The 17,977-nt window shown below is 46.7% G+C and carries 17 protein-coding genes; 8 read left to right on the top strand and 9 right to left on the bottom strand.

Going from position 1 to position 17,977, the window contains the following annotated elements; all coding sequences use genetic code 11:
• Positions 1-19 precede the first annotated feature (19 nt).
• Together QUA20_RS26625 and QUA20_RS26620 are read left to right on the top strand one after the other, a co-directional pair.
• Positions 20-253 (top strand): hypothetical protein, encoded by a 234-nt coding sequence (locus tag QUA20_RS26625; RefSeq protein ID WP_333192700.1) that lies wholly within the window; start codon positions 20-22, stop codon positions 251-253.
• Between the two features lie 184 nt (positions 254-437).
• A complete protein-coding gene (locus QUA20_RS26620; RefSeq protein WP_333192698.1) occupies positions 438-1,370 on the top strand; it encodes a DMT family transporter in 933 nt (310 codons plus the stop codon).
• A 33-nt stretch (positions 1,371-1,403) separates the two neighbouring features.
• Here the strand turns inward: QUA20_RS26620 and QUA20_RS26615 are convergent, their stop codons facing one another.
• Positions 1,404-2,483, bottom strand: a complete 1,080-nt coding sequence (locus tag QUA20_RS26615; RefSeq protein WP_333192695.1) for a M23 family metallopeptidase — start codon at positions 2,481-2,483, stop codon at positions 1,404-1,406.
• Positions 2,484-2,643: 160 nt separating this feature from the next.
• Here QUA20_RS26615 and QUA20_RS26610 point away from each other — a divergent pair, with 160 nt between their 5' ends.
• Positions 2,644-3,345, top strand: a complete 702-nt coding sequence (locus QUA20_RS26610; protein WP_333192693.1) for a phosphatase PAP2 family protein — start codon at positions 2,644-2,646, stop codon at positions 3,343-3,345.
• 11 nt (positions 3,346-3,356) lie between these two features.
• Here QUA20_RS26610 and QUA20_RS26605 read toward each other — a convergent pair whose 3' ends face one another.
• From QUA20_RS26605 to QUA20_RS26595, 3 genes are all read right to left on the bottom strand, one after another.
• Complete coding sequence (locus tag QUA20_RS26605) at positions 3,357-4,241, bottom strand: aspartoacylase (protein ID WP_333192691.1); 885 nt, start codon at positions 4,239-4,241, stop codon at positions 3,357-3,359.
• A gap of 283 nt (positions 4,242-4,524) precedes the next feature.
• The gene (locus QUA20_RS26600) at positions 4,525-4,776 is read right to left on the bottom strand and encodes a ParE family toxin-like protein (protein WP_333192689.1); all 252 of its coding nucleotides are present in this window, start codon (positions 4,774-4,776) and stop codon (positions 4,525-4,527) included.
• Positions 4,776-4,976 (bottom strand): hypothetical protein, encoded by a 201-nt coding sequence (locus tag QUA20_RS26595; RefSeq protein ID WP_333192687.1) that lies wholly within the window; start codon positions 4,974-4,976, stop codon positions 4,776-4,778. The genes QUA20_RS26600 and QUA20_RS26595 overlap by 1 nt, the downstream gene beginning before the upstream one ends.
• 298 nt (positions 4,977-5,274) lie before the next feature.
• On the opposite strand from QUA20_RS26595, the gene QUA20_RS26590 reads away from it, so the two are divergent.
• Positions 5,275-5,595 (top strand): DUF433 domain-containing protein, encoded by a 321-nt coding sequence (locus tag QUA20_RS26590; RefSeq protein ID WP_333192684.1) that lies wholly within the window; start codon positions 5,275-5,277, stop codon positions 5,593-5,595.
• Positions 5,596-5,715: 120 nt separating this feature from the next.
• Here the strand turns inward: QUA20_RS26590 and QUA20_RS26585 are convergent, their stop codons facing one another.
• Together QUA20_RS26585 and QUA20_RS26580 are read right to left on the bottom strand one after the other, a co-directional pair.
• Positions 5,716-6,027 carry a PIN domain-containing protein gene (locus QUA20_RS26585; protein ID WP_333192683.1) on the bottom strand — a complete coding sequence of 104 codons (312 nt, stop codon included), beginning with the start codon at positions 6,025-6,027 and terminating at the stop codon, positions 5,716-5,718.
• A 139-nt stretch (positions 6,028-6,166) separates the two neighbouring features.
• On the bottom strand, positions 6,167-6,436 hold the full coding sequence (locus QUA20_RS26580) for a type II toxin-antitoxin system VapB family antitoxin (RefSeq protein WP_333192682.1): 270 nt from the start codon (positions 6,434-6,436) through the stop codon (positions 6,167-6,169).
• A 193-nt stretch (positions 6,437-6,629) separates the two neighbouring features.
• Between QUA20_RS26580 and QUA20_RS26575 the strand changes: the two genes are divergently transcribed.
• The 3 genes from QUA20_RS26575 (at position 6,630) to QUA20_RS26565 (ending at position 11,109) form a co-directional block, all read left to right on the top strand.
• The gene (locus tag QUA20_RS26575; RefSeq protein WP_333192681.1) at positions 6,630-10,148 is read left to right on the top strand and encodes a leucine-rich repeat domain-containing protein; all 3,519 of its coding nucleotides are present in this window, start codon (positions 6,630-6,632) and stop codon (positions 10,146-10,148) included.
• 66 nt (positions 10,149-10,214) lie between these two features.
• Complete coding sequence (locus tag QUA20_RS26570) at positions 10,215-10,727, top strand: dihydrofolate reductase family protein (protein WP_333192678.1); 513 nt, start codon at positions 10,215-10,217, stop codon at positions 10,725-10,727.
• 85 nt (positions 10,728-10,812) lie between these two features.
• On the top strand, positions 10,813-11,109 hold the full coding sequence (locus QUA20_RS26565) for a hypothetical protein (RefSeq protein ID WP_333192676.1): 297 nt from the start codon (positions 10,813-10,815) through the stop codon (positions 11,107-11,109).
• 83 nt (positions 11,110-11,192) lie between these two features.
• Here the strand turns inward: QUA20_RS26565 and ileS are convergent, their stop codons facing one another.
• The 3 genes from ileS to QUA20_RS26550 all read right to left on the bottom strand — a co-directional run bounded on the left by ileS (position 11,193) and on the right by QUA20_RS26550 (position 15,787).
• On the bottom strand, positions 11,193-14,783 hold the full coding sequence (gene ileS / locus QUA20_RS26560; RefSeq protein ID WP_333192674.1) for an isoleucine--tRNA ligase: 3,591 nt from the start codon (positions 14,781-14,783) through the stop codon (positions 11,193-11,195).
• Positions 14,784-15,048: 265 nt separating this feature from the next.
• Positions 15,049-15,213 carry a hypothetical protein gene (locus QUA20_RS26555; RefSeq protein ID WP_216670280.1) on the bottom strand — a complete coding sequence of 55 codons (165 nt, stop codon included), beginning with the start codon at positions 15,211-15,213 and terminating at the stop codon, positions 15,049-15,051.
• Between the two features lie 163 nt (positions 15,214-15,376).
• Complete coding sequence (locus tag QUA20_RS26550) at positions 15,377-15,787, bottom strand: Npun_F0494 family protein (RefSeq protein WP_333192671.1); 411 nt, start codon at positions 15,785-15,787, stop codon at positions 15,377-15,379.
• Between the two features lie 127 nt (positions 15,788-15,914).
• Here QUA20_RS26550 and QUA20_RS26545 point away from each other — a divergent pair, with 127 nt between their 5' ends.
• Positions 15,915-17,912, top strand: a complete 1,998-nt coding sequence (locus QUA20_RS26545; RefSeq protein WP_333192668.1) for a tetratricopeptide repeat protein — start codon at positions 15,915-15,917, stop codon at positions 17,910-17,912.
• Positions 17,913-17,977: the final 65 nt, after the last annotated feature.

Raw genomic sequence — 17,977 nt, 5'->3', positions numbered from 1 at the left:
CCCTTCGGTATGCAATCCTATGAATTATCCCATTCCTACGAATCCTCAAGAAATGATTGCTTTGCGACAGCAGCCGCTGAATGAAGAATTGGTGGCGTCGGCGATCGCGGGTGTGATTCAAATAGCTCGATCGCGATCTCAGTCTTTGGATGAGTTGAAGGCTGAGGTACTCGCCGACGACAATCTGCTCGATTTTGCTCAGAGGCTATGGCTGAGCGACATTGTGGCTCAAGCTTGGGACAATTTGCCCTAAATTGTCCGCATCCAAAGCACCCTATAATATTTTTTGAAACTGCCAGGAACCAAACCCGCCAGCCAATACATTGACAATTAAATTATTCAGAACCCAACGCTACCAGGATTTACCAAATTTTAGAATAGCTTTTTTTGGAGGTGGCAACTAATTCGATCGCAGGCGAGAAAGAAAGCTCAAAATTATGCTGAAATCATTTTTTGCTACGCAAAAAGGTAAAGCTGCGATCGCGATGATTTTGTCAGCCGCTTTTTGGGGGCTGGGTTCTGTCCTCAGCAAAGGAATTTTAGAATATATTCCTCCTCTAAAATTGGTAGAAGTGCAATTGACCGCTAGCGTTACGCTTTTGTGGATCGTTACTCTCAGTCACCCTGGCAGCAAACGCGAATTACTGCCCGAATTATTTGACCGCCGACAGGCTTGGAAACTGCTATTTCTGGGATTGCCAGGATTGTTGGAACCCGGTTTCGGATATATTTTTTGTATGCTGGGACTGGCAAGGACGAGTGCCAGCAATGCAACTTTGATTGGTGCGATAGAACCTGCAATTGTTATTTCTATTGCTTGGATATTTCTGGGAGAATCGGTGGGATTTTCTTTGTTATGGCTTTCTAGTCTTAACATTATTGGTGCGATCTTGACAGTTGGATTTGACAGCAATTTAAATGCAAGTTCTCTAATAGGAGATTTGCTCGTAGTGGCGGGTACTGTTTGTGCTGCTGTGTATGCGGTGCTGTCGCGTAGGGGTGTACAGCAACTTTCGGCACTGCCTTTAACTGCGATTCAGCAGAGTTTTGGTTTGATGTTGGTGCTTGTGATTTGCTGGTTGGCATCAGGGGAAAGTACAGTGTTTTATTTTGCTGGAAGTCAGGCAATTTTGGGTTTGGCGATCGCCTCTGGAATTCTCCAGTACGCCGTGCCTTATTGGCTTTACCTTGTCGGGCTGAAAACTATTTCGGCAAGTATTGCTGCACAATTTTTAACGCTGATTCCGGTGTTTGGGACTGTCGGTGCTTATGTGTTTTTGGGCGAAAGGTTGACTTTGATGCAGGGTTTTGGCATGGCTTTGACTTTGACAGCAGTTTTTTTAATTGCTAGGTTGCGAAAAGATGAATAAGAACTGACATCAGAAGATCGTACAACTTGGCGACTAACGCAACTCTACTTCTCGCTTGACTTCTGCCAAAACTCGATCGCCCCGCGTCAACCGGTATTCGGCCCGCCAAACTCCGGGAGTCAGAGGAGAATTTGTACTGTTTCTTTTGCCGACATAACCCAACCAAGTACGGCTGGGGGCTTTAATTTCATTGGTTTGATCGGCGATGGTTGTGCCGTTGGGTGCCAATAATTTGTATTGTTCCCGATCGCCCTTGAGCACTCCGTAACTTTGCACCCAAAACAACAAAGCTGGACTTTTTGCAGGGAGTTTAGTCTCGGAAAATTGTTCTTCCCAGACAGCCTTCTTGTCCGGTAGCTTATTGGCAAAACCGGCCCGAATTAAACCTGTGGAAATATAGTCTATCGGCTTGTCCCAGATTGGATTGCGGGCGATGTTGCAGCCTACCTTCGCGTCGGGGCCGACAAACGGATCTACGGGTTTGCCTTGATAGCGAAAAGTTACGTGTACGTGGGGGAAAGAGGCCATCCCAGAGTTTCCCACCATGCCCAAAACAGTGCCTTTTTCCACCTGCGTACCGGGTTTGACGGCAACGCTGCCTTTGCGGAGGTGGCAGTATTGGGCTTCCCAGCCTGCGCCGTGGTCGATTACCATGCCGTTGCCGCATTCTGTGCCTGCGATGTTGGCTTTGTCTGTATCGTTCTGTAAACGCCGATCGACCACACCATCTCGCGATCGCAAAACTTTGCCGGCAGCGGAGGCAATAACAGGTACTCCTTTTGCCATTGCTTTGGCGTCGGGAATCGCAAAGTCTGTACCGTCGTGCCCGTCGTAAGTTTGACGCCCGCAGCCAAAATCGACGGCAGTGGGGCCGGGTTCTCGATCGAAATACAGCAGTACAAAACAGTCTTTACCTAGGGTACAGCCGATCGGCTGACCGAATTGCGGGTTGTTCGGCTTTTGGGCGACTGCGGAAGAGACGAGACGCTGGGCGATCGTGTGGGCTTCGGCGATCGGGGCATTAACTCCGGTTGTGTTCGCACAGCTAGACAGACTTGTCAACCCCACGGTCAACAAAATTGCAGAAAGGTATTTTTTTGATAGTATAGTCATTCGCCCGTTGGATGTAAAAGCTGAGGTGGGTAGTGAAAAATCAATTAATGATTCAGAATAGAGGGGATTAAGAATCTAGACGATCGGTAAGGCTTTTTCGTTTCCTATATTTGTTGTATTATTTTGAGTTAGAAATTTAAAATTTTTAATTAATTCAAGAATGCGCTCTAAAATTCGATCGCTCATTTCGATAATTCGGCTGGCCGGGCTTGCTGTTGCTGCTTTGGCGATGTGGGGATTTGCCACCATTGCCGAAGAGGTCTTGGAAAAAGAAAGTTACGCTTTCGATACCTCTATTTTACTAGCTCTGAGGAAATTGCACACTCCGCTGGGCGATCAAATAATGCTGGGCTTTACCTTTTTGGGCGAGCCGAACTTGCTGCTAGTGATTTGTCTGATGTTGGGTATTGTTTTGGTAGCGCGCAATCACCGATCGGAAGCTACAACTATTGCGTTCGCGGGTGCGGGGGCGATCGGTTTAAATTTACTGTTAAAAAAACTTTTTGCCCGCGCTCGACCTCAACTTTGGGAGCGCGTTGTTGATGTGAAATTTTACAGTTTCCCTAGCGGGCACGCGATGATTTCAATGGTTATTTACGGTTTGCTAGGATATTTTTTGGGTGAACGCTTTCCCAAGCAGCGCTGGTCGATTTACAGCTTGACAGTTGTATTAATTGCTGCTATTGGTTTGAGCCGGCTTTACCTAGGAGTTCACTGGCCTACCGATGTTATTGCTGGTTATACGGCTGGTTTGGTGTGGCTGATTACCTGTATTATCACTTTGGAAATATGGAAGGAATTGCGTTCTTTGACTACGGCTTCTAAAGAGGAGTTTTTGTCACCTGAAAATTCTCAAGAATAATTTTTAAATTTCTACTCAAGACTGACTGTGAGTTTTTGGGTAAAACACATGGCAATTCCTTTTTCGTAGTAAGCAGCCTCGTTAATGAAAATGGGATAAACGGTTGATTTACCTTCATACAAGACCGACTCACCATCCAAGGTCAAAAACATCGGATCGCCGGGATTTAGGGCTTCATAATCTCTGGATTGCAGATGAGGATGAATCATTGCCTGAATTTCTCTGTTCTCGTTTCTGGGATAGTCGATCGCCCCAACGGTGTGATAAATAGTCAGGGGATTCTTGGCAGCAGGCATTGTGCCTTGATTGTAGGCTTCTACGCAGTCTAAGATCGTGCTAACTACTTGCTCAGTTTTCTGAAATAAAGACGCATCTAATACCCCTTGCGGGACTGCACCAACCTCCAGCGTACCGCCTAATTCGGAAAGCGATCGCAGCAAAGGACTATCATGATTCTTGGTTGTAGAAGCGAGTACCTTGAGGTGGGGATACACTGAGGTTAAATAAGCTGCTAGTTGCAGGTTAAATGGATGATGGCTGGCGAGAATAAATGTTAGCCCCATGTTGGACGTGGTGCTGTGCAAATCGATAATTAAGTTGGGCAGATGAGTGTTTTTCGAGCTAAAAATGCCGTAGATTTCTTTCGCCCGCTGCGCTTCATAGCTGGAGAGATGGGGATTTTCTAAATCTTCCTGTCGAAAGCAGCGGTTGAGGTCGATATCGACGTAGCGTGTCACGATTTCGCAAGCTTTGGGATTGGCTAGCAGGGTGATAGTTTCAAAAGTCGATCGCCCAATTAACTCTGGCGCGCGATCGAATTTCTTCACGAGGTAAATTCCTGTGAGTTCGTTTCCGTGGGTTCCTCCCACTATGGCAACACGTTTAATTTGGTTCATAAACAAATAACTTCCTATCCCAAGCGTAGCACCCTTTGTCATCTGTTGGTAAAAAACATGAGATTGAGGTTTATTATGTGTTTATGTTTAGATTAGCTAAAGTTTAAGTAACTAGGTATCACAGGCAGACCTTAAAAACCCGGTTTCTCTGGGTATTTCTCGTCACTAAACAAAAAAATAGTACGATCGCCACCGCGCAGAAATTAATCGCATCATTGTTTGCGATCGAACCGATGATTGAAAAGGTGAGACACACCAAAAGACAAAAGATACTTGACTTTTACTAATTAATTAAGTTGTCGTATTCTGCATGAGTACCAATCCAGAACCAAAGAATTCCTTGCTTGACTTCTGTACCCAAAGCTCGATGACTTTGCCCCGCTCGAACTGACCAGTATTTGCCAACTTTTTTGAAGTGTAAAGATGGGTGGTTGGGATCGACTTTGAGGAGTTCGTAAGCGCGATCGGCAGTGGATTGCACATTTTCTGGCAGTGCAGCGTAGCAACTCCAAAAGCGGCGGGTTGTATAGTGCATTAGATTGCCCGATATTGCCCTGCTTCAAAATCAGCTAGTGCTTCTTGTGCCAGAGTGTCTAGTTTACCGCCAATGATGTCTTGTTCGAGCTGTTCGCTCCAGCGTTGATAGTCTAAATCTAGCAGCCATTGCACCAGTTTTTGATAGTCACTGGCTGGCAGTTTTAGGATGGCGGCTTCGATTTGCTCAATAGTGGACATAAAATCTGTATGTTTGGGTTGCTTATTTATTATAGCTTTCTGGCTTTCCCCACCAACCACAAAATCCTGTCGCAATAAAATTAAGACTACCGAGAGATAAAGGATATGAGGCCAGAGGAGTTGTTGCAGTTTATCGACAAAGCTGCGGATTAGGGCCAGACAGAATTGGATTTGGCAGGGTTCGAGGAATTGCCGCCACAGATTGGCAAGTGCGCTCTGCTTGAGAGGTTGGTGTTGGGGAATTTTGCTATGATAGTTTGAGCGATCGCACTATTATATATTCTGTAAATTACCAGCTATGAACATTCAGTTGGTTGACTCCTTAATTCAAGTCATTGAGTCGCTGACACCTGAAGAGAGTTTGCTGTTTCAAGAAAAACTCTCGGCTAGGGCGATTCAGAGTACGCCTGGAGTCTGTGGAGGAAATGCCCGAATTCGCAACACCCGCATTCCTGTTTGGACACTGGTTTCGCTTCACAAACAGGGGGCTAATGAGGCTGAGTTACTTCGGAATTATCCAGGTTTGTCGGATCGCGATTTAGAGAATGCTTGGCGTTATTACGATCGCCACCGGGAAGAAATCGATCGCATTATTGTTTCTCATCATACAGATGATTAAATCGATTAAGTTTAAGAAAACCAGTTTTCGATTGCCAAGTCTTGAAAGTTTGCATAATCAGCAACATTTCGTGTCACCAGAATCAGATTATTGACTTTAGCGATCGCTGCAATTTGCCCATCAGCATAAGACGGTGTAAGCCCGATCGGGATGAGTCTTGCTCGTTAAGAAAGCGAACCACTCAGCCGCTTCTTGGGTGTAGGGCAAAATCGGTAATTTTACTTTCACTTCTTCCTGAAGATAAGCTTCGATCGCACTGCGACGCTTAGAATCTGGCATTCGATAACAGCCCAGCAGAACTTCATGCCAAACGATCGAGGCGATCGCCACCGTGGATTTTGCCTCAATTAGTTTAGTCATCACATTCGCATTCGGAAGAGGACGAACAGGTTCCGAGATAATGTTGGTATCGAGTAAATAACGCAGCGTCATTCAAAGATGACCGAAAGCATCCAGGATACAAGCCCCCGGATTCATCCGTGGAGAAATAAAAAAGCTGTATCCGATGAAACTTGCCCCCCGAATTTATCCGTGGGGTCAATGCTTCAATCTAAAATCTAAAATCTAAAATCTAAAATCGATTGACCTCGCGTCCTGCAAAAGTTCGATCTCGAACTTCTCCCCAAATTTCATCAGGATTTAAACCCAGTTCGTGCAGTTGATATTTTTCACGAAATGCACTCAGAGATTCTCCAAAGCTAAGTTCGAGATTTTGTGGCTGTTTGCGGCGTTGAATGTATTCGCGCAAGGCGATTTCAACTAGAGTCTCGAACTCAATTTCTCCCTCAAGTTCGATCGCCTCTTGCAGCAGTGCCGTATCCACATTCAGGCTCGTCACCATTGGCTTCCCTCTTTTAACGGTTATTTTATTATAGTTGTGATGTCTCGCTCAGAAACCGGGTTTTTGCCCAGAAGACGCATGACAGTGTAGAAACAAAAAAAACCCGGTTTCTTTGATTGTGACGCGCGAGAAACTCCGCATCAAGCGAAAATTCCTGTCACAATAAAATGAATCCTACCGAGAGACAAAGGGCATGACGCGAGAGGAAGCAGTGCGGCGAATTGACCAAGCAACCGAGGAAAAATTGACCGAACTGGATTTGTCGGGTCTGGACTTGGAGGAATTGCCGCCGGAGATTGGCAAGTGCACGCAGCTTGAGACTCTGGTTTTGGGGAAGGTATATCAATCCAGCAGTGTTGGTGATAAATGGACTCCGCAGCCGATTACGAATCAATTAAGTACACTGCCGGAGGAAGTGCGATCTCTGGGAAATTTGCGATCGATCGACCTCAGTGGCAATCCATTCGGAACGATACCAGAATTGCTGCTGGAAATGAAGCAATTAAAGAGTTTAAATTTAACCAGTATTGGTTTAACAGAACTTCCAGAGGCGATCGGGCAACTGTCGAATCTGACACAGCTTGACCTCAGTGGCAATCAGATTATACAAATCCCAGATGCGATCAGCAAACTATCAAATTTGACATGGCTGATCCTCATAGGCAATCAGATTACCTCCATCCCAGAGGCGATAGGGCAACTGTCGAATCTGACACAGCTTGACCTCAGTTTCAATCAGATTACCTCCATCCCAGAGGCGATAGGGCAACTGTCGAATCTGACACAACTTGACCTCAGTTTCAATCAGATTACCTCCATCCTAGATGCGATCGGTCAACTACCGAATCTGACACAGCTTGACCTCAGTAGCAATCAGATTACCTCCATCCCAGATGCGATCGGTCAACTACCGAATCTGAGATGGCTTGAGCTCAGTTTCAATCAAATTACCCAAATCCCAGATGCGATCGACCAACTGTCCAAGTTGACACTGCTTAACCTCAGTCACAATCAGATTACCTCCATCCCAGAAGCGATCGGGCAACTGTCGAATCTGACACAGCTTGTCCTCATAAACAATCAGATTACCTCGATCCCAGAAGCGATCGGGCAACTGTCCAATTTGACACAGCTTGTCCTCATAAACAATCAGATTACCTCCATCCCAGAGGTGATCGGCAAACTGTCCAATTTGACACAGCTTGACCTCAATAATAATCAGATTACCTCCATCCCAGAGGCGATCGGCAAACTGTCGAATCTGACAGTGCTTTACCTCAATAATAATCAGATTACCTCCATCCCAGAGGCGATCGGCAAACTGTCGAATCTGACAGTGCTTTACCTCAATAATAATCAGATTACCCAAATCCCAAATGCGATCGGCAAACTGTTTAATCTGACAGTGCTTTTCCTCAATAGCAATCAGATTACCCAAATCCCAAATGCGATCGTCCAACTGTTTAATTTGACACATCTTTACGTCAGTAACAATCAAATTACCCAAATCCCAGAAGCGATCGCCCAACTGTCCAATTTGACACAGATTTCCCTCAGTAACAATCAGATTGAGACTATTCCTGAATACTTGGAAACACTGCCACAACTTAAATACCTGGATCTCCGTGAAAATCCCCTGCCCATTTCTCCAGAAGTTCTAGGGCCCGCCAACCGGAACGAAGCCCCCGGTACTCCCGCCACTATCTTCAACTACCTGCGCCAACTCCGCAGCGGGGAAGTTCTCCCCCTCAACGAAGCCAAAGTCCTCCTCGTCGGGCAAGGCAGCGTCGGCAAAACCTGCCTGATCAACCGCCTCATCCACAACAAATACAACCCCAACGAGCCCCAAACCGACGGACTCAACATCACAGACTGGAAAATTACAGTCAACACCAAACCCGTCAAACTCAACGTCTGGGACTTCGGCGGACAAGAAATCTACCACGCCACCCACCAATTTTTCCTTACCAAACGCAGCCTCTACCTCCTCGTGTGCAACTGTCGCACCAGCGAAGACGAAAACCGCCTCGAATACTGGCTGAAACTGATCGAAAGCTTCGGCGACGCATCCCCCGTCATCCTCGTCGGCAACAAGTGCGACGAACAACCCCTGGATCTCAACCGCAAAGCCTTGCGCGACAAATATCCCAACATCAAAGCGATTCTCGAAACCTCTTGCCAAAGCGGAACCGGCATCGACGAACTCCGCAGCGCCATCCACACGGAAATCTCCCAACTCAAAGAAGTCTACGATCTTTTGCCGCTAAGCTGGTTCCAAGTCAAGCAGCGCCTGGAAAGCCTCGACAAAGACATTATCAGCATCAGCGAATACGCCACCATCTGCGCCACAGAAAACATCTTTGAAGAAACCGACCAAACCCAACTCATCGGACTGCTGCACAACCTGGGCATTGTCCTCAACTTCCGCGAACACCCCATCCTGCAATCCACCAACATCCTCAATCCCCACTGGGTGACTGAAGGCATCTATGCCCTCCTCAGCGACGACGCACTCAAAGTCAAAACCAAAGGCATTCTCACCTACGCCGACCTCAGCCGCATCCTCGACTCAAATAAATATCCCAGCCGCCGCTACCACTGCCTCACCGGGTTGATGGAGGAATTTGAACTCTGCTTCCCCGTCAGCCATTGTCCCGCGCCGACTTTCCTCATCCCCGGCATCTTGCCCAAAGAACAACCGGAAAACACCAAACTCCAAGGCGAAACGCTGGAATTTCAATATCACTACCGCATCCTCCCCGACAGCATTCTCTCGCGCTTCATCGTCCTCATGCACGAGAAAATCCACAACTGCACCCACTGGCGCACGGGGGTTATGCTGGAGTACAGGGAAGGCGCTGAGGTGTACAACATCGCCCGGATTAAATCTGACCCGGAAGATAAGAAAATCTTTATTGCCGTTAGCGGGCGGGAATCGACGCGGCGTTCTTTCCTCAGCATGATTCGCGATACGTTTACCAAAATCCACAATTCTTTTGCCAATCTAGAAATCAGTCAATGGGTGCCGGTTCCCGATAATCCCGATGCCGATCCGCTGGATTACGAGGAATTGCTAGGGCTGGAGGAGATGGGCGAGACTAAGGTTCGGATCGGCAAACTTAAAAATAGTTGGGATTTGCGGCCGTTGCTGGATGGGTATGAGTCGATCGAACTTCGGCGCAGAAACCAAATGGGGGGCGAAGAAATGGAAAAATCTTATGGAAGAGAATATCAAGACATTGTAGATATCGCTAAACTAGCCGTTAGTAGACCCATCACTAATAAAGCAAAAGCAAAAGTGACTCAAAATACTCCCCAAAACAACAACTTCCCAGGCGCACAAATCGGCAGCGTCGCTATCGCTAACGAAGTAAAAGACAACGCCCAACAAACAGCCTCTGGTGGCATTCAAAACAATAACGCCAATAGCGCTGAACTTCTGCAAATAATTTCATCGATGCGTGAAACCGCCACGCAGTTTCCCGAAGATATCCGCGAGGGGATAATTATCGATATTGAAGATGTCGAAGCCGAAATTCAAAAACCGGAAAACCAATGGAATAAAGCCAGATTAAAGAAAAGCTTAAAAGGGATTGTAGCGACGACTGCTGCGATCGGAGTTGGCATCGCTGGCGTGGCTGATTTTGCTAATACGGCGATCGATGTCAGCAACAAACTGGGTATCGAACTCAAGCTACCGTCAGGACGCTAAATCATTTAAAATTAAAATGATTGGGGCGATGATCGCCCCAAGTATTCCCAAAACCTCGGTGTTGCCATGCGAAAGATTGTACTATACATTGCATCTAGTTTGGACGGTTATATCGCTCGCTCGAATGGCGATATTGATTGGCTGTTTACAGACCAAAATTACGGTTATACTAAATTCTTAGATAGCATCGATACGGTTCTCATGGGTCGAAAAACTTACGAACAAGTTCTAACTTTTGGCGAGTATCCGTACCAGGAAAAAAAGAGTTATGTTTTTACGAAAAATCTAGATTTTCAAGCAACTTCTGATGTCGAAGTGGTAACAAATTTAGAGAGTTTTGTCAATGATTTGCGCTTGCTTGAGGGCAAGAATATTTGGCTGGTGGGAGGTTCTCTACTGATTCGCGATTTCCTGAATCAAAACTTTGTCAACGAAGTGATTCTCTCGGTGCACCCGATTATTTTGGGCGAGGGAATCCCTTTATTTGTTAATCCCATAAATACTACAGCTTTGCAGTTAACGGGATGTCAGACATACAGTTCTGGTATGGTTCAGCTATCTTATGATGTCGCGACTTGAGGCCGCGCCTAATTGCTAAGTCGCTTGCAAAATACTGCCCGTTGGTTATCAAAAAAACGTAAGATAGGACTTAGTAATTTGGCTGATGATGAAATGTGTTTGCTACTTTTTGTTATTAATATTTTTTTTCTGGGTCGCGCTTCCTGCTGAGGCCTCTGTATGCCGCAATTATCAAGGAAGCGAGATTTGCATTGTCGATATCAAACGCAGTGCGAAAAACTATTGGGAATACAGGGTAATTCTTAGTGTTGATGGAGTTAAACAGCCTCTGGAAGTCTACAATTGCCGCGATCGCACTACAGTTAAAAAAGATGGAACTGTTTTGGCGTTTGGACAAAACAACCCTGGTGAAATCGTCTGCCGTTTTTTTAATCAGAAATAAGTAAATGAAGTTATTGTAGGGTGCGCTTCGGGCTGAATGTGGCAACCACAAACTCAAGAATTTTTCCCTAAGCGCGCCCTACGTTAGAATTTGCCGTCTACTGCTGAAACGCAGCGTTCGCAAATTAGCGGATGTTCGATCGACTCTCCGACGTGAGTAGAGTAGTTCCAGCAGCGATCGCACTTTTCCCCGTTTGCTTTAACTACACCAATCGCCAACTCGGGAGACTGATAACTGTAAGGCAATTCTTGCAGAATTGCATTCGATTCTACCAGTTCGACTTCCGAAGTAATGAACAAATACCGCAGTTCGTCTACACCCTTGCCGGTCATAGTAGAATCCTGCGTTACAGCTATTTCAGCAGGAATTTCTGGTTTGGGGTCGATCGCAACTAATTCTGCTTGCGGGATTTGGGGTGTTTCTACAAACACTTTTTCGGCTGGGGCTGTTTGTGCGATCGCCTGTGTTTCTACAAGCACAAGCGCTGTATCCAATGCCGGTGCGAGTACGATCGCCTTTGTTTCTGCAAGCACAAGCGCTGTTGTCCGCCCTACCACATCTGCTGTCAGCGAATCAATTTGTTCGGCAATTTCTTGACGGTTGGCGGCAAACAACAAGTGACGGAAAGCAAACCAGATTGTAAATAAGATGCCGATGACTTCCAATAGGCTTCCCAATACCGGAATCTGATTCATCGTATCCAAAATCGCCAGCGTTACTCTGCCGGTTATCAACACAGAGGCTAACAGCCCAAGTGTTACCAAAACTTTTTGGTATTCTGTAAAAAAGTTGCCCGCGTATTCAGGCAGATCCGCCACAAACTGGACGCTTCGATCTAAGATTTGCTGCCAATCTAAAGCCGACGGTTCAGGGGCTGAATACTGTACGATCGCAGAAGATCGATCGCCCTTTTCTGCGATCGTTTCCGCCTCAACATAAACTGTGTTTTCCGTCAAGACTTTGGCAACTTTTGCCGCTTGTTCTTCCTGTTTATCTTGTGCTGCTTTTGCTTTCTCCTCTGCGGCTAACTCGATGACTGAATTTTGCGATCGCACATAATCCACCAATTCTTCGCTGCTGGGATTCAAAGCTTGCAATTGCTGCCTTTTCTCAACATCGGGAACGTACACCAAAACCTTAGCTTCCAAAGAAGAACCGATCGCCTTTTCAATCCGGGCTTTTTCCAAAACCTTGTTAACTTCGCCGCGCACTTGTCGCAAATACTGCCAGCGAGTAGCCAATTCTGGATTGTGCCATTTTGCATCAATTTGCACCCAGCCGGCTTCAAATACTGACTTGTACGGAGTCGGATAGGGAAGGTACTGCCAAATATCCTCGGCCATGTGACACAAAACAGGTGCGATCGCCCTTGCTAAATTCTCCACAGCAATTGCAATCACCGTCTGACAACTGCGGCGGCGAAGGGTATCTGTCGCGCTGATGTAGAGTCGGTCTTTGGCAATATCCAAGTAAAAATTCGATAAATCCACCGTGCAGAAATTCTGCACAGTTTGGAAAAATCGGGAAAATTGGAAGCTTTCAAAAGCATCTTGGACTTCCGCAAAAACTTCGCCCATTCTGTGCAGCATATAGCGGTCGAGTTCCGGCAATTCCTCGTAAGCAACGGCATCTTTTGCCGGATCGAAGTCGTGCAAATTGCCCAGCAAAAACTTCGCTGTATTGCGAATTTTGCGGTAAACATCCGACTGCTGTTTGAGAATGTTTTTGCCCAAAGGCACGTCTGCCGAGTAGTCTACCGAAGACACCCACAACCGCAAAACATCGGCGCCGTATTCCTTAATTACGACTGCCGGATCGACGACATTGCCTTCAGATTTGCTCATCTTGCGGCCTTTTTCATCGAGCACAAAACCGTGAGTCAAAACTGTTTTGTAAGGAGCAACGCCGTTAGTTGCTACACTGGTCAGCAAGCTGGATTGAAACCAGCCGCGGTGTTGGTCTGAACCTTCCAAATAGATATCAGCAGGATAGTTTAATTCCGATCGACCTTTGACCACTGCGGCCCAAGAAGAACCCGAGTCAAACCACACATCCATCGTGTCGGTTCCCTTGCGGTAAGTGCGGCCGTTATTGCGGTAAGATTCCGGCAGCAATTCATCGATCGACAATTCCCACCAAGCATCGGAACCCTTCTCGGCAAAGATGGCTTGCACGTGGGCGATCGTTTCTTCATTTAACAGCGGTTCGTTGGTTTCTTCGTCGTAAAATACGGGAATCGGAACGCCCCAAGTCCGCTGGCGAGAAATACACCAATCCGATCGATCGCTTACCATTGCAGTGATTCTATTTTCCCCTTGGGCGGGAATCCAATTCACACCGGCGATCGCTTTTAAGGCTTCATCGCGGAACCCTTCAACGGAGGCAAACCACTGTTCCGTCGCCCGAAAAATAGTCGGCTTTTTCGTGCGCCAATCGTAAGGATAAGAGTGAGCGTAACTTTCCTCTTTAATCAAACAATTTGCTTCGGCAAGGGCATCAATCACTGCGGCATTGCCGTTTCCGAGGACATTTAAACCTGCAAACTGTCCGGCTTCTGCGGTGAAATTTCCGTTTTCATCTACGGGCGTTAAAACTGGCAAACCGCAGCGTTTTCCGACGATAAAGTCTTCTTGTCCGTGGCCCGGTGCGGTGTGCACCAATCCCGTCCCAGAATCAGCAGTAATGTAGTCGCCGCCGGCAACGATCGGACTTTCGCGATCGAACAGCGGGTGTTTGTAGATGCAGCCTTCTAATTCTTTGCCTTTGAAGGTGGCGAGTATTTTTAATTGAGTGTTAAAAGTTGCCGACAGCCGATCGACCGCATCGACAGCTACTAACATAAATTGTTGGGCGATGTGGGAATTTGCCGGCGGTTCCACCACCGCATAAGTCAGTTCGGGATTGACTGCGATCGCCAAGTTTGCCGGAATTGTCCAGGGGGTAGTCGTCCAAATCGCCGCCCAGAGGCTCGGCATATAGCGCTTGAGCTTCTGTTGCAAAGATTTTGACAATTTTTTCACGTGGAAGCCGACGTAGATGCTGCGCGACGTGTGACCTTCGGGATATTCCAATTCCGCTTCGGCGAGGGCTGTTTTCGAGCTCGGACTCCAGTGAACGGGTTTAAAGCCGCGGTAGATGTAGCCTTTGAGCACCATTTGACCGAAAACGCCGATTTGGGCAGCTTCGTATTCGGGTTTCATGGTTAAATACGGGTGTTCCCAGTCGCCCCAAACGCCGTAGCGCTGGAAGGATTCGCGCTGCTGTTCCATTGTTTGCTGCGCGAAGGCGGAGGCTTTGCGGCGGAGTTCGATCGGGGTAAGATTTAGCCGCTCCTCCGATTTCATGTTCTGCAATACTTTAAGTTCGATCGGCAATCCGTGACAATCCCAACCCGGCACGTAGCGGACTTTTTTGCCGCGCAGCATTTGGTAGCGGTTGATAAAGTCTTTGAGGATTTTGTTGAGGGCGTGGCCGATGTGGAGTTGTCCGTTGGCGTAGGGCGGGCCGTCGTGGAGGACGAATAAGTCGCCTGGGTTATTTTCCGAGAGGCGATCGTAGATTTCTCGATCAGTCCAAAATTGTTGCAATTCTGGTTCGCGCTTGGTGGCGTTGGCGCGCATATCAAACTTGGTTTTGGGCAGGTTTACCGTGTCTTTGTAAGATTTAGCTTCCATTTTTGACAAACTTTTTATGTAGTTAGTTGTTAGTAGTTAGCGGTTATTTGAGAGATGATATCAAGTCCGGTTAAATAATCATAATTAAGTTTGTAGTGACAACTTTAGTCCTCTCTCGTCCTTGAAGAGCTGACAGCCAGATATTCTAGTATAAGCGATCGACCGCACATTCGATCGGAGCAAATCCGTAGGGTGAGCTCTCTTCTCCCTCCTCCGCGCCCTCTGCGCCCTCTGCGGTTAAATACATTCATAAATCTAGGTGGCGCTACTCAGTCAGCCAACTGAACATTTCACCGACGGTGAGATTGAAGGATTCGGCAAAGGTTGGAACGGGGATGCGATCGCCCGGTTCTTCAAAAACTGCTATGGTGCGATCGCGGTCTAACTCGTTTGACGGCGAGTCCGACAGGGATTGAAATCCCTGTCTCATAGCGCAAGTCCTCTGCAAGAGGAATGAGGAGGTTGATTACCGTGCAATGCGAAACTCAACATCTAGTTAAATTGAGACTTGCAGTCGGTTTTAACCGACTTTTGCTATGAGACAGGGAATTCATTCCCTGTCGGACTGTCGGACTAGGGCAAGTGAAAAGCCCTCAGAGAAATAGTCCCAACCCGCGGCTAACGGCATTTCCCATGCGATCGCACAATGACGCCGCCGGCACTCCCTGTCCTTCCTGTTCCCATTTTTCCACGAGTTGGCGGCCCAGGGGCGTCAGGCGAAAACTGTCGGTAATCCCTTGTCCGTCTACTTCCCGCCGCAACACGCCGACTTGAATCAGCCACAGCAGGGAGTTTTCGGCTGCGAGTTCGGATACGGGCGATCGGGTGTAGCCGCTTTCGACACCGGAATTTGAGGCGATCGCACTTAGGAAAACACTGTTATCGCGGATGGTCTGGAAGAAGTGTAATTGAAAAGGGGAACAGCGGACGGCGCGATCGGCTCTTTTGACAGTGCGACTGGGATAACTAATAGATTTAAACGCTTCGGACGGGATAAAAGTCATTGAGAGAACTTTTGAATAGGTACTATATTTTTAATTGTTACAGATTTATAGTCCAAGTGGAGTTATGAAAAGTATACCAAGTTCAGAGGAAGTAGACTAGGCTTATCGAACTTAGAAATAAAGAAAGATGATGCCTTTCCCTAAAGTGCCTAAAAAATTCTTGCCCAAGTTAACCTCAGTTTTCTTATTGTTATACGTGGCGGCGACACTGCCGTGGTTTACCAATCGTCTCACCTCCTTTGCTTATATTGTTCAAGCGATTGTGCAGAGTGGCCAAAAGGCAGAAGATGAAGCCACACAGAGTATCAGACAAGCTATTCAACATAATTATTGGGATGCGACTCTTTACGCGATGCTCGGAAGTCAGTTGAGTAGTCAAGATAAAGTTGAGGAGGCGATCGCAGCTTACCGCCAAGCTATCCGACTTTACCCCGAATATGACTTTTTTTATCGACTTTTAGGTGAAGCGCTGATTAAGCAGGGGAAACCCGATGAAGCGATCGCAACTTACCGCCAAGCAATCAAAGTTAACCCTCAGTGGACTTGGGCTTACAACGAACTTGGCAATAGGCTCTATTATAAGTGGAAATTCGATGAAGCGATCGCAGTTTATCGCCAAGCCATCCAAATAGATCCGAAGTATGCCGAAGCTTATAACAATCTGGGTAATACGCTGTCCTACCAAGGCAAACCAAAGGAGGCGATCGCAGCTTACCGCCAAGCCATCCAAATAAATCCCAATTATGGCGAAGCTTACAGCAGTTTAGGTTGGGCTTTACAGCAAGAGGGGAGATTAGATGAGGCGATCGCAGCCTACCGCCAAGCCATCCAGATATATCCCAATTATGCCGAAGCTTATAACAATCTAGGCAATGCGCTGAAAGATGTGGGGAAACCGCAAGAAGCGATCGCTGCATGGCACAAAGCGATAGAAATCGGTTACACAGATCCCGCCGCTGGTTATGCAAATCTAGCTAATCTGTTGAATGAGCAGAACAAATTCAATGAAGCTGTAACCACTTACCGAAAAGCCATTGAAATCGAACCCGCTCAAAAAGACCGCGCTTTTTATTATCGCAAAATAGGCTATATCCTGAGCAAGCTAAACAAGCTAGATGACGCACTAATCGCTTATGAAAAGGTGAGTGAACTTGAACCAGAGGAGAATAAAAATATTAATGGTTATATCTATCTAGGCTCTGCGCTGGAAGATTTAGGAAAACCAGATAAGGCGATCGCAATCTATAATAAAGCCATTCAACTCAACCCTAAAAGTGATGCGGCCTATAACTACCTGGGCGTGACTTTGCACAAGCAGGGGAAACTAGAGAAGGCGATCGCAGCCTATCGCCAAGCTATTCAACTCAACCCCAAAAATGCCCAAGCTCATCTCAATTTAGCTTTTACTTTACAGCAGCAAGGTAAGTTTGATCAAGCACTTGAAGTCTGTGGCATAGCAATTGCATTAGCTCCAAACTCTATAAATGCTGTTTTTTTACTTAAAGAGACGATGCGCCTTTTAACTATGCAGCAAAACCCGCAATTGTTGACCATTCCAGAGCGATTACCAAGTTTAAAAAATGAACCTTTAATTTTATTAAAGCGGTCTGTTGTCCGAGTTATTTTTAAAAGTTATTCCGACTTATGGTCGGGTACTGGCTGGGTGGTAAGACGGCAGGGAAACAAAGCGTGGGTTGTTACTAATCGCCATGTGGCAACGGCTGACAAAAATAAGCCCCAGAGCGAGAAAAAAATTGAAGTTGAATTATACAGTGAACCGCATTCTGGTGAATTACGCAAGCGGAAATCCGCTAAGATAGTTAAAATTACTGCTGCCTCTGACAAGCTGGATTTAGCTTTACTGGAAGTCACCGACATTCCGAAGGATATTCAGCCTTTAGCCATATCCTCAACGCCTGTTGCCCTCAATGCACCTATCCGCATTATTGGGTATCCCTACACCACCGATTATTCGACAGTTGCAACAGGAAAAGTTATCAACCAGACTGACGAAGAGTTACGAATGTCTGCAATTTCAGCTCCCGGCAATTCTGGGAGTCCCGTATTAGACCAGCAAAATCGCGTTGTGGGCGTTGTGTGGGGTTCTAGTTCTACTGGAGTTTAGACTAGGCAGCAAGAAAAGACTCAGCAAAGCTGAGTTGAAAATAAACAGACTTCAGATCTGAAAAT

Source organism: Microcoleus sp. Pol7_A1, from assembly GCF_036701085.1.
GTDB classification, from domain to species: domain Bacteria; phylum Cyanobacteriota; class Cyanobacteriia; order Cyanobacteriales; family Microcoleaceae; genus Microcoleus; species Microcoleus asticus.
Note: the sequence above shows the minus strand (reverse complement) of the source record. Positions and strands in the feature narration are given on the sequence as shown.